General features: G+C 62.1%; 10 protein-coding genes. 3 read left to right on the top strand and 7 right to left on the bottom strand.

Going from position 1 to position 11,405, the window contains the following annotated elements:
• Positions 1-82: 82 nt before the first annotated feature.
• On the bottom strand, positions 83-1,789 hold the full coding sequence (locus tag EWR20_RS03030; RefSeq protein ID WP_129358863.1) for a long-chain-fatty-acid--CoA ligase: 1,707 nt from the start codon (positions 1,787-1,789) through the stop codon (positions 83-85).
• Positions 1,790-1,837: 48 nt separating this feature from the next.
• On the opposite strand from EWR20_RS03030, the gene EWR20_RS12650 reads away from it, so the two are divergent.
• From EWR20_RS12650 to EWR20_RS03020, 3 genes are read left to right on the top strand one after another with little or no spacing between them, the layout of a single operon-like run.
• Positions 1,838-1,981: a hypothetical protein gene (locus tag EWR20_RS12650; protein WP_165000938.1), complete on the top strand. Its 144-nt coding sequence runs from the start codon at positions 1,838-1,840 to the stop codon at positions 1,979-1,981.
• A 53-nt stretch (positions 1,982-2,034) separates the two neighbouring features.
• Complete coding sequence (locus EWR20_RS03025) at positions 2,035-2,766, top strand: sugar O-acetyltransferase (RefSeq protein ID WP_129358861.1); 732 nt, start codon at positions 2,035-2,037, stop codon at positions 2,764-2,766.
• Positions 2,763-3,815, top strand: coding sequence for a hypothetical protein (locus EWR20_RS03020; RefSeq protein WP_129358859.1), 1,053 nt, complete (start codon positions 2,763-2,765; stop codon positions 3,813-3,815). The genes EWR20_RS03025 and EWR20_RS03020 overlap by 4 nt, the downstream gene beginning before the upstream one ends.
• Before the next feature lie 156 nt (positions 3,816-3,971).
• Here EWR20_RS03020 and EWR20_RS03015 read toward each other — a convergent pair whose 3' ends face one another.
• The 6 genes from EWR20_RS03015 to EWR20_RS02990 form a co-directional block, all read right to left on the bottom strand.
• Positions 3,972-5,645 (bottom strand): dihydrolipoamide acetyltransferase family protein, encoded by a 1,674-nt coding sequence (locus EWR20_RS03015; RefSeq protein ID WP_129358857.1) that lies wholly within the window; start codon positions 5,643-5,645, stop codon positions 3,972-3,974.
• A gap of 26 nt (positions 5,646-5,671) precedes the next feature.
• Entirely contained in the window at positions 5,672-6,676 is a 1,005-nt protein-coding gene (locus EWR20_RS03010) for an alpha-ketoacid dehydrogenase subunit beta (protein ID WP_394342271.1), read from the bottom strand.
• 2 nt (positions 6,677-6,678) lie between these two features.
• Complete coding sequence (locus EWR20_RS03005) at positions 6,679-7,842, bottom strand: thiamine pyrophosphate-dependent enzyme (RefSeq protein ID WP_129358855.1); 1,164 nt, start codon at positions 7,840-7,842, stop codon at positions 6,679-6,681.
• Between the two features lie 94 nt (positions 7,843-7,936).
• The gene (locus EWR20_RS03000; RefSeq protein ID WP_129358852.1) at positions 7,937-9,085 is read right to left on the bottom strand and encodes a histidinol-phosphate transaminase; all 1,149 of its coding nucleotides are present in this window, start codon (positions 9,083-9,085) and stop codon (positions 7,937-7,939) included.
• Positions 9,086-9,166: 81 nt separating this feature from the next.
• The gene (locus EWR20_RS02995) at positions 9,167-10,690 is read right to left on the bottom strand and encodes a hypothetical protein (protein ID WP_129358850.1); all 1,524 of its coding nucleotides are present in this window, start codon (positions 10,688-10,690) and stop codon (positions 9,167-9,169) included.
• A complete protein-coding gene (locus EWR20_RS02990; protein WP_129358846.1) occupies positions 10,678-11,220 on the bottom strand; it encodes a hypothetical protein in 543 nt (180 codons plus the stop codon). Before EWR20_RS02990 ends, EWR20_RS02995 begins: the two co-directional genes overlap by 13 nt.
• Positions 11,221-11,405 lie beyond the last annotated feature (185 nt).

Below are 11,405 nucleotides of genomic sequence, written 5' to 3'. Positions count from 1 at the left end.
TTCGGTTCCCTTACGACGACGCCCGCCGTGCCTTCTCGAGAAAGCACGGCGGGCGTCGCCGTAGTTGCTGACGGGCCGGAGCCTACAGCTTCTCCATAACCTCTTTTTTGACCTCACGGCGCAGCGTTTTGCCGAGCATCGAGCGGGGGAAATCCTCCAATTCGACGATGCGGCGAGGGACCTTGTACCGGGTGACTTTGGTGTAGCAGTGCTGACGCAGAGCTTCGGGATCGAGGGCGTGGCCGGCAGCCATGATGACGGCCGCCACCACTTCTTCCCCTCCTCCCTCGGCGGGAATTCCTACGACCGCAGCGTCCTTGACCGTATCGAATGTCTTCAAAGCGGTCTCGACCTCGGAAGGAGATACGTTGAATCCCCCGGTGATGATGACTTCTTTGAGCCTGTCGACGACGAAGAGGAATCCGTCGGCATCCATGGTCACCACGTCTCCGGTGCGCAGCCAGCCGTCCGCGGTCACGGTCTGCCTCGTTGCTTCTTCGTTCTTCCAATATCCGCGGAACACCTGGGGGCCTTTGACCCACAACTCGCCGGCTCGCCCGTCCTCGACGTCCTGGAGCGTTTCGGGGTCGACAATACGGATATCGGTTGAGGGGAAGGGCGTCCCGATGGACCCCGCTCTGCGCGATTCGTTCAACGGGTTGCAGGCGACCAACGGCGCGCATTCGGTCAGTCCGTACCCTTCGACCAAATAACCTCCGGTTTTGGCTTCCCAATCGGCCACGAGCTGCGACGGCAGGTTCATCGCACCGGAAACGGAATACCGGATACCGGAGAGGTCAGTGCCCCGTTCATTGGCCATGTCCAGCATCCGCTGGTAGACGGGTGGCACTGCGGGGAGAATAGTCGGTTTGGACTTCTTCATCGCACCGAAGACGAGGTCGAGGTCCACGGTGGGGAACAGAACGAGCTTGGCCTGGACTGCGACGGCGACCCCCAGCCCGAGAGTCATTCCGTAGGCGTGGAACAGCGGCAACAGAGCATAGATGACTTCCTCGTCGTCCAGTCCGATCCATTCTTGCCCCATTTGCGCATTCGACTCCAGATTCCGGTGCGTCAGCATGACGCCCTTGGGATCCCCCGAGGTTCCTGACGTGTAGAGCAGAAGAGCCGTGTCATGGGCGGTCGGCCGATGATGGTCTTCTGCGATCGGCTCGTTCTTGAGCATCTTGCGCCACGAGGTAGTGTCGGGGGCCGGCCCCTCGAGCTTTTCGCGGGAGTCCTTGGCCTTTTTGAACGGCAATTTCAGGGCCAGCCGCATGTGCGTCGGCATCGCCTCAACCAGGTTGACCGAAACAATCTCTCGAGGGCGGACGTCCGCAGGCTGATGCGTGACTTTGTCCGCGATCTTGTCCCACACGAAAGCGATCTTGGCGCCGTGGTCCTCGAATTGATGCCTCAGTTCGCCTTCGGTGTACAGCGGATTGTGCTCGACCACTACTCCGCCCACCCTCAGAATCGCGTAGAACGCGACGACGTGCTGCGGGCAGTTCGGCAGAATTACGGCGACACGATCCCCGGGCTGGACGCCCAGGAGACGCAGCCCCTCCGCAACCCTGTTGACCTGGTCCCCGAGGGTTGCGTAACTGGTCGCCGCGCCGAAGAACTCCAGGGCAGTTTTGGAACCTGCCGCTCGCACGGATCTCTCCATCACGTGGACCAGTGAGGTCTCCGGGAGATCAAGCTCGGTTGCGGTGTCAGGATTGTAATTCTTGAACCACGGTCGTCGATTCGTCAGGGGCCCTGAGGCGTCTGTCTGGGGTTCTGGCATATATGAGATTCTGCCATGAGGGCCTCTGCACCTGGAATACTGTCCACCATGAGTGCACGCCGCAATACGCAATGGACAAAAGACGAAGTCCGAACAGTCATGAGGGAAATCAACAAAAGGATGCTGATCGGGGTCGGCATCGCGATCCTGGTCGGATTGTTCATCATCGGACTGGCCGCCCTGTTCTCCTGAATTTGCTCTTCCCATCTGGCCGCATGGAAGCGGTCACGGAAAGGTTCCGTCGAATGACCACACCTCAGACAAGTCACGATGACATGACCATGCGCGAGCGCATGCAGGCCGGACTCCCGTACCGGGGCGAGACTACGGCAAACGAGACCAATAACTCTGCCGACCTGACACATCGCACGTCCGCCGAAGCGGCGAGAATGACGGAGCGCTATCACCGGCTTGATCTGGAAGAGGATCCGGCCGCCCTCACCCTCTTGGGCGAACTGCTGGGAAGCATGGGCCGAGATGTTCGTATCCGAGCGCCGCTTCAGGTCGATTACGGGTACAACATCCGCATCGGCGATCGGCTCTTCGCGAATTTCGGGCTCACGGTCCTGGACGTGTGCGAGGTCAGGATCGGCGACGACGTGCAGATCGGCCCGAACGTCCAATTGCTGTGCCCAACACATCCGTTGAACCCGGTGGACCGCAGGAGGGGGTGGGAAGGCGGGCTGCCCATCACGATCGAGGACAACGTCTGGCTGGGTGGCGGCGCAATCATCCTGGCTGGCGTCACCGTGGGCCATGATTCGGTGGTGGGAGCGGGTTCGGTGGTCACTCAGGACATTCCGCCGTATTCCGTGGCCGTCGGATCGCCCGCGCGAGTCATCAAGACCGTAGACCCCGAAGAGCGTTCGGGACAGTACGCCGTCGAGAATTTTCCACGCGCGTACAGGGAACAAGCCGCCGCGGAATCGCATGGCCCTGGAGACACACGAACGACAACAGGAGAGGAACTCGTATGAGGAACCGGAACGAAGGACCGTGGGACGAGGGTCGGGGCGGCGAATCCGATGCCGATGTGAACGACCCGAACCGTACGATCCCCTTGGACGGCGATCCCACGGAGGTGCTCTCCGACCAGCGGAGCCAGCAAATCGACGAGGACCGTACCGAGGTACTCGACGGCGGTCGGACGGAGGTCCTATCGACCGACGATCAGCGAACACAGATCCTGGATCACGGATCATGGGGCTCCTCGGCCGCTGAGGACCCCAATGTCACCCGACCGCTCCCGTCGTACGGTGAGGCATCGACGTCGCCGACCGCGCAGAGGAGCTCCGGCCTCGAATACGACGATCAAGCCTCCGTGCCTCAATCCGGTCCGCGGGAGTTCACCCCAACGGAGTACCCCGGATCAGGCTCCTCGCAAGCCCGGCAGACGGCGGTTCCGCCCGGAGGCCCCGGTCAGCCGGGGGGCTATGCGGGCCAAACACAGGCGCCGTCCGGCGCTGACCTGCGGGCGATGGTGGTGCGACGCCAAAAGGCTGAATACGGCCGGCTCCAGCTCCTCCCGGGTCTCTTGGGGTGGCTCGTCGCGATGACGCTCATCGGTTTCCTGACGTGGATCGTCGGGGCTGTTGCCCCTAGTGCGGCCGGAACCAGCGTTCCCGCTCACGTAGGGGACTCGATGCAGAATCTCGTCCAGGGTTCCGGGAACGGGGCGGTATGGGGCGCCGTTTTCGGTGTGATCTTCTTCGTCTCGTATGTTGCCGGTGGATACGCCGCAGGCCGCGCGGGACGATTCTCCGGGGTCAAACAGGGCGTGGCCGTGTGGCTCTGGCAGCTCATGGGAACCGCAGTGACGACTGTGTTGACGCTGTTTCTGGCGGATCGCATGGGAAACAGCGTGCCGCTCGGCTCGGTTCAGTCGCTCGGAGGTTCGGACTTCGTGTGGGGACTCGCCGCGGCGATCTCCGCGCTCATCGTGGGTCTTATCGGGGCGATCCTGGGTGGCCTGTGGGGCACACGCTTCCACCGCGCGGTAGACCGTTGGGGCTTCGAGGGACGCTGATCTTCGCGGCGGATACGGGTCGCTGAAGAGCTATACCGTCTCGCCCTCTCGAGTCGGGACCCAGCGCAGAAGACGCTCCCTCGTTGCTTCGATGCCGAAAGGCGACGAAGCAACGAGGGAGCGTCTTCATGCGGCTCGCTCCGTGAGACCAGCCGCTTACATGTCCAGCAACAGCGCGGGCTCTTCGAGCACGGCGGCGACGTCGGCCATGAACCGCGCCGAGAGGTCGCCGTCGACGATGCGGTGGTCGAATGACCCGCCCAATGTGGTGACCCAACGCGGGATGACCTCACCGTCGACGACCCAAGGCTTCTGCTTGATCGTTCCGAAGGCGAGGATCGCGGCCTCGCCCGGGTTGATGATGGGAGTTCCGGTATCGATTCCGAGCGCCCCGATGTTGGTGATCGTCATCGTCCCCCCGGACATCTCTCCCGGTTGTGTCTTTCCTTCCCGTGCTTTCTGGGTCAGTGCGTTCAGGGCCACAGCCAATTCACGCAGAGAGAGGTCCTGGGCGTCCTTGATGTTCGGCACCATCAGCCCGCGCGGTGTTGCCGCGGCGATACCCAAATTGATGTACCGCTTGATCAAGATCTCCGAATCCGTCCATTGGGAGTTGACCTGCGGATTCCTGGCGGTGGCCCAGATGACGGCTTTGGCCAGGATCAACAACGGTGTGACCTTCACGCCCTCGAAAGTGGGAGAGGTTTTGAGACGCTTGACGAATTCCATGGTCCGGGATGCGTCCACGTCCACGAAGATCGAAACGTGCGGAGCCTCGAAAGCGGATTTGACCATGGCTTTCGCGGTTGCTTTGCGGACGCCCTTCACGGGAACGCGTTCGACGCGTTCCTCGGGGCCACCGCGTTGGACCCAGAAGTTGGATGGTTTGTGGCTTTCAACATCCTGAGCGTGGGCCGCGTAGTTAACCAGGTCGCGTTGTGTGACTTGGCCCTGGGGACCGGTCGCGGGAACGTCGGCGAGGTCAATGCCCAGATCCTTGGCGGCCTTTCGCACAGGCGGTTTGGCCAAGGTCGGCCGCCGCGGTGGCTCCGTGCCGACGGTACGGTGCGCAGCGGCATGCTCCATCGGCTGGTCAACGGCTCGACCCGGCAATCGTTTGAGAGCCCCACGACCTTCTTCCGCCAGGCGCTTCGCTCGCTCAGCAATCCCCGTGCCAAAATTTCCGCCCTGGATCGGCGCGCGGTTCAGGAGCTGAGTCAGGAGGGTCTCCGACGGCTCATTTCCTTCTCCCGCCGCGCCAACCTGGTCCAATCGGCCCTGACGCGTGGCCCCGCCCCCGATCGGGCGTTTGCGCGCCCGTCTCTTGACCGGATCGGCTTTGGGGCCCGAACCTACGAGCGCGGCGGTCTGGTCTTCGGAGGATGCCGACGTCGAGCGTGAGCTCTCGCCGTCGGTCGCGTCCGCCCCTGTGGTTGAGGCGTCTGCTTGAGCCGTCGGTGCCGCTTGCGCAGCGAAGCTATCGGCTTCCTTTTCCGCGACAGGAACCTGGGAATCCGGTTCGTTGACCGTGGGCGGGCCGATCGTATCGGATTCCGCAGCAGCGCCTTCGGGAGAGCCTCCGTCGGCGGAAGCGGTGGCCGAAACGGAGATCAACGGGGCGCCTACTTCGACGGTTGCGCCTTCTTCGGCGATGATGCGTTCAACCGTGCCCGCGAACGGGGAAGGGAGCTCGACGACGGATTTTGCGGTTTCGATCTCGACGAGCACGTCGTTGACATGGATCGAGCTTCCGGGACGGACCTTCCACGAGAGGATCTCGGCCTCGGTCAGGCCTTCCCCAACGTCCGGCAGATGAAAAATCGAAGACAATGTGAACTCCTGAATTCCGGGGCTGACTAGTAATTCAGCGAACGGTCGATGGCCTCGAGCAAACGGTCGATGCTGGGGAGGTAATCTTCTTCAACGCCGGCCACGGGGTAAGGCATGTGGTATCCGCCGACTCTGAGGACAGGAGCTTCCAGACTGTAGAAGCAACGTTCCGCGATGACCGAAGCCAGCTCCCCGCCCATACCGCCGAAGGTCGGGGCCTCGTGTGTGACGACGAGTCGTCCTGTTTTGTTGACCGAACGCTCGACGGAGTCGAAGTCCAAGGGCGAAATCGAACGCAGGTCAACGACCTCGATGCTGAGTCCGTCCTCGCGCGCCGCATCCGCGGCCGCGAGCGCGACCGGCACGAGCGGACCGTATGCGGCCAACGTCAGGTCGCGACCTTCGCGAACTATTTGTGCACGTTGAGTCGTGGGGACCCGGGCAGCGCGTTCGACGTCGCCCTTGAGCCAGTACCGTCGCTTCGGTTCCAAGAAGATCACGGGGTCCTGAGAGGCGATTGCTTCCCGAAGCATCGAGTAAGCGTCCTGGGCATTCGACGGGGACATCACTCTGAGGCCGGCGGTATGAGCGAACAGAGCCTCCGGGGATTCGGAATGGTGCTCGATCGAGCCGATATTCCCGCCGTACGGGATACGGATCACGACGGGCAGACTGATGGCTCCGCTGGAGCGCGCGTGAATCTTGGACAGCTGAGAGGTGATCTGGTTAAAGGAAGGAAAGACGAATCCATCGAACTGGATCTCGCAGATTGGACGATAACCCCTCATGGCCAGACCTATGGCGGTTCCCACGATTCCCGCTTCGCCGAGCGGGGTATCCATGACGCGGTCGGCTCCGAATTCGTCTTTGAGCCCCTGAGTCACGCGGAAGACTCCGCCCAATGTTCCAATGTCTTCGCCCATCAAAAGGACCTTGGGGTCCTCGTTCATGGCGTCTGACATCGCCGCGTTGAGCGCTTTGGCCATGGGCATCGATTCCACTGCACTTGCCTGTGCTGATACGTCGCTCATGGTCAGCGGCCGCCTTCCTGGGTTTCGGCTTCGTCGAACCCCGCTTCGTACTCGTGGAACCAGGCTCGTTCTTGTTCGACGAGCGCATTCTCTTCGGCGTAAACGTTCTCGAAAGCATGATCGAATTCCGGCGGCTCCATGGCGAGGACCGCCTCGCGAATCGATGCACCGTATTCTTTGGCCTCCGCGTTGGCTTCCTCGAAGAACGCGTCGTCAACGCCTTCCAGGCGAAGATGCTTTTCCAGGCGCACGAGGGGGTCCTTGGTCGTCCACTCGTCTTCTTCGTCACGAGTCCGGTACTTGGTCGGGTCGTCGGCCGTGGTGTGGGCGCCGAGACGGTACGTTTCGGCCTCGATCAATACCGGACCTTCCCCGCGGTGGATCTTTTCCATGGCATAGGCCGTGACGGCCTGGACTCCGAGGATGTCATTGCCGTCCACGCGGATTCCTTCGAATCCGTATCCGGCGGCGCGCTCGGCCAAAGGCAGGCGAGACTGCGTGGAGAAGGGAACCGAAATCGCCCATTTGTTGTTCTGGATGAAGAACAGAACAGGGGCGTCGTAGGAGGCGGCGAAGACCATGGATTCGTGGGCTTCCCCTTCGGTCGACGAACCATCGCCGAAGTAGACGACCGTCGCCGAAGACTCCTCGGAACCCTGCGCAACCTCCTTATTCACGTGCTGGTCGAGTTTCTGTCCCATGGCATATCCCACGGCATGCGGAATTTGAGAGGCCAACACGAAGGAGTACAAGTTGAAGTTGTGTTCCTTGGGGTTCCATCCTCCGGGCGAGTATCCGCGGAAGATCCTCATCAAGTCTTTGAGATCGACACCGCGCTCAAACGCCAGCGCATGCTCCCGGTAGGAGGGGAAGATGTAGTCGCGCTCGGGTATGGCGCGTGCCGAACCGATCTGCGCGGCTTCCTGACCTTTGGACGGAACCCACAGTGCAAGTTTGCCTTGCCGTTGCAGGGAGGTCGCTTCGTCGTCGAAGCGCCGAACTTTCAGCATATTGGCATATGACCCTTTGAGGTCCTCGAGGGTGACGTTCTCGATGTAGGGATCAAAGTCCGGATCCGAACCGCGGTGACCGTTCTCGTCCAGAATGGTCACCCGGTTCAGACGGCCCTCGGTCGCCCCGGGGTGGGGGGTTTCCGCGGTTTCCATGAGTCCTCCCATGTGGCTAGGTTGTCCGGCGCCCGGCTGGTCCGCCGGGTCGCTTTATGCGCAAGTCCCGCGGATCAAAAAATACACCCTTAGCCTACCTGCCGGAGTTGCCCAGGAACTCTCCGGCGATCCGAATGAATCTCGAATTCGCCTCATCTTCTCCGATGCTGACCCGGACGCCTTCGGGCTGGAACGCACGCACGGACAACGCGTTCTCATCGGCTAGCTGCGCGAAGTCCTGAGATTTTTCGCCCAAGGGGAGCCATACGAAGTTCGCACGGGTCGTAGGGATGTCCCAACCCTGTTCCTCCAGGGCATTGACGACGCGCGTTCGCTCCGAGACGAGATGCCGGACCTGTTGCTCGACGTCGTCGGTGTGTTCGACCGAAGCGATGGCAGCTTCCTCGGCCAATTTGGTCACGGCGAAGGTCGTGGCCGAAACGCGGAGGTACTGTGTGACTTCCGGGTGCGAAATCGAGTATCCGACCCGCAAACCGGCGAGCCCGGCGGCTTTGGAGAATGTGCGGAGGAGCACGAGGTTCGGGTAGTCGGGGTAGAGATCTATACCCTCCGCGAGCCCGCCTTCGCTTCTTTCCTGCTCGTTGAGTTCGGAAGCCTGGCAGAACTCGAGGTAGGCCTCGTCCAACACAACCACGATGCGGGACGGGACCTTGGCCATGAATTCCTGGACCTTTTTCTTTGTCAGGGCCGGCCCGGTCGGGTTGTTGGGTGTGCACAGGATGACAACCTTGGTGCGATCGGTGATCGCATCGGCCATGGCGTCCAGATCATGCTCGCCGTTGGCCAAATTGGGTATACGCACTTCCTTGGCTCCCGCAAGACCTGTGACGATCGGGTACGCCTCGAAGGATCTCCACGGGTAGATGACCTCATCCTGGCTGCCGTCTTCGTTGCCACCCGCGAAGGCCGCGAGGATCTGGGCGAGAGCTCCGAGGCTCCCCGCACCGGTGACGATGTCGTCCGGGTCGACACCGAGGTGCCGTCCCAGAACCGCGCAAAGCTCCGTGCACAACGGATCGGGATAACGGTTGGATGTCGAAAATTTCTGGATCACTGACTGAACAGCCGGAACCGGGCCGAAGGGGTTCTCATTCGAGGACAACTTGTATTGTTGAAGGCCTTCGACCGCACGGGGAGGCTTCCCCGCGGCGTACTTCGGCAATGCGCTGAAGACATGTCGCGGGGTGATTCTTTCGTCATGGGGGATCAGATTTTCGCTCATGAATTCCACTGTATCCGCTCATTCGAGCAAACGTGTCAACGGTCACGCCAACGCTCTCCGTGCCATGCTTGAGGTCGACCGTCACTTCATCCTGCGGTCATAGGACTCGGATGATGCTTCGAAAGTCAGGGTCTGAACGGATGCCCCGGCAGGAATCGCTTCCTGAATCATTCGTTGCTGTTCTTGCCCCTCGGAGGTCCGCGCCAATTCGCGGTCGGCGACCCGAGCGGCCCGCACATATGTCTCGGCGTCGTGCGTCATCTGGATTGCCCCGCCTTTCCCGACGTTGCTGCTCACGACGACGGCGTGATCGTTGCCTGGGTCGGAGCCCCCGCCGGTCAGGACCGGGACCGGATCGTTCACGTCTGCCAGGTGAAGGACTTTGGTCTTCGGGTCGACTCCTCGGTAGGTGACGGTAGGCGTCCCCGTGGTCACTACCCCACGGATGGTGTACCGCCGCGAAAATTCTCGGTTCGCAGCAAGGCTCATGGCGGTCATTCCGCCTTGGCTGAAACCGGAGAGAATGACGGGGTCCGTGGATCCGGCGCCTGCCTCCTGGAGAGCTCGATCGACCATCTGCATGAGCCCTGGGGACTCCGATAAGGGCGTACCGGGGCTTGTGGTCACGACGTCGAGGATACTGTAGGCGCCGTCAGGATCCGTTCGGCTCGAAAGATTGTCAAAGTCAGTCCCGGGGATCGAGACCACGAAGGATTTCGTGCCATCCGGTCTGTGCACGACCCTCACATCGATATGGGCCAGGGACACGCGGTTCTGGGGACCGTGAGCGGCATCGTGCACGATATCGCGTTCCCCTGCCTTCTTGAGGCCCTCCGCAATAGTAGATACGTTGGCCGCCTCGCTCATCACCGTCATGGCAGAAGACTCGACGCGCCGGAAGTCTCTCAAACGAACGAGCCCCAGGCCCATGCGCCGCCTGAGCTGTTTGACCCGGGCGACGTCCAGGCGCAGATGTTCCAGGGGAATGCCGCTGCCCTTGATCGATGAACGCGTTGCTGCGGCCGTTCCGCGGACCGAGGCGTCGGCCGCGAGAATCGCACCACCCGTGGCCGCGAAGGTTCCCACGGCGGCCAGGAGGCCCAGAGGATTACCTCCGCTGAACATCGCGGATCCGTAAAGATGGCGGTAGGGAAGAGAGTGGACAGCGTCAAAGCCGCTGACCAGAACCTCAGCGAGGTGCTCTGCCTCCTCATAGGACGTCCGGGCCAGATGGAGTTTCGCACCGTACTCGGCCACGGACGACCCTAAGGACAGTAGAAGTTTCTGCGCTTCGTCGAGCTCCTGCGCGGCCACGACCGCTTCCGAGGAAATGCGGGCCCAAAGGTGTTCGATCTCGGTCCGAAGAGCAACGGCCGCGACCACGGCTCCACCGTAGATTTCTCCAGCTCCCTGCAATTCGGCCTCGAGGCGGGCAATCTCTTCGGTGTCGATCCTTTGCTGCGACGTTGACGTGCGCACCGTCGCGCTACCGGCAGGCACTGCGCCCCAACCGACCTGGAATGCGCCCGTTGCTTGGGCCGGGGCGAGTCCGAAGATGCACCATTCGCGAAGGCTGGCGTTCCACGGCGTGGTCATTGTGCACACCCGTGGTTTCCTGCGGCCACGGCGGCCAAGGCGTTTCGGACGAGGGAGGATTCCACGGTGTTCTCGTATGCGCTCCTCAGCTGCCGGACTGCGTCGGAGTCCAGCAGGGCCGCGGATCCGAAAGCGGCCGTTCCCGCCGCCTCTCGGGATCGAGTTTCCGCCTCCGAAGCGACCCGACCGGCGGTTTGCACCATTTTCTCTTCCCAACCCGCCAACTCGTGTGAGATCTGTTCGAGCCGATGACGGATCTCCACGCCCGCCCGCCGTACACGGGATTCTGCCCTGCGCATCGCTTCTTCTGCGGCGTGAGATCGTGCGGCTTGGCGGCGAATGCCCTCCCGGAACAGTTCCGCCGCCGCGGATTCCCACGTGGTCTGGGCCGTCCCCTCGACTCTTGCCCCGGCTGACCGTACGGAAGCCAATTGCCCTGCCAATTGTTCCGCGAGGTCCGTGAGTCTTTCTTCGGCGGCCATTCCCGCACGCCGTACGACCATGGGCGCCACCAGCCCCAGCGCGGACACGATATCCATTTCTTCCCTTTCCTCCCCCGGGGAAGCGGATCACTTGTCCGCTTCGATGCCGAACATCCTGGCCCATGGAGAGTCGGGGCGTCTCCCACAGCGTCCGGTATCCCGCCACCGTGTGGACAGCCGTTGAGTTCCTTCAGTGTTGATTGCCCTGTGGACAAACTCGGAGGGGCGTGGTGGCCGTGCCA

This window comes from Rothia uropygioeca (genome assembly GCF_004136585.1).
GTDB lineage: Bacteria > Actinomycetota > Actinomycetes > Actinomycetales > Micrococcaceae > Rothia.
Note: the sequence above shows the minus strand (reverse complement) of the source record. Positions and strands in the feature narration are given on the sequence as shown.

What these genes read in the sequence shown, in the direction of transcription:
- EWR20_RS03030 (WP_129358863.1), bottom strand. Translation starts at nt 1,789, where the DNA reads ATGCCAGAACCCCAGACAGACGCCTCAGGGCCCCTGACGAATCGACGA.
- EWR20_RS03005 (WP_129358855.1), bottom strand. Translation starts at nt 7,842, where the DNA reads ATGGAAACCGCGGAAACCCCCCACCCCGGGGCGACCGAGGGCCGTCTG.
- EWR20_RS03025 (WP_129358861.1), top strand. Translation starts at nt 2,035, where the DNA reads ATGACCACACCTCAGACAAGTCACGATGACATGACCATGCGCGAGCGC.
- EWR20_RS03000 (WP_129358852.1), bottom strand. Translation starts at nt 9,085, where the DNA reads ATGAGCGAAAATCTGATCCCCCATGACGAAAGAATCACCCCGCGACAT.
- EWR20_RS03020 (WP_129358859.1), top strand. Translation starts at nt 2,763, where the DNA reads ATGAGGAACCGGAACGAAGGACCGTGGGACGAGGGTCGGGGCGGCGAA.
- EWR20_RS02990 (WP_129358846.1), bottom strand. Translation starts at nt 11,220, where the DNA reads ATGGATATCGTGTCCGCGCTGGGGCTGGTGGCGCCCATGGTCGTACGG.
- EWR20_RS03010 (WP_394342271.1), bottom strand. Translation starts at nt 6,676, where the DNA reads ATGAGCGACGTATCAGCACAGGCAAGTGCAGTGGAATCGATGCCCATG.
- EWR20_RS12650 (WP_165000938.1), top strand. Translation starts at nt 1,838, where the DNA reads ATGAGTGCACGCCGCAATACGCAATGGACAAAAGACGAAGTCCGAACA.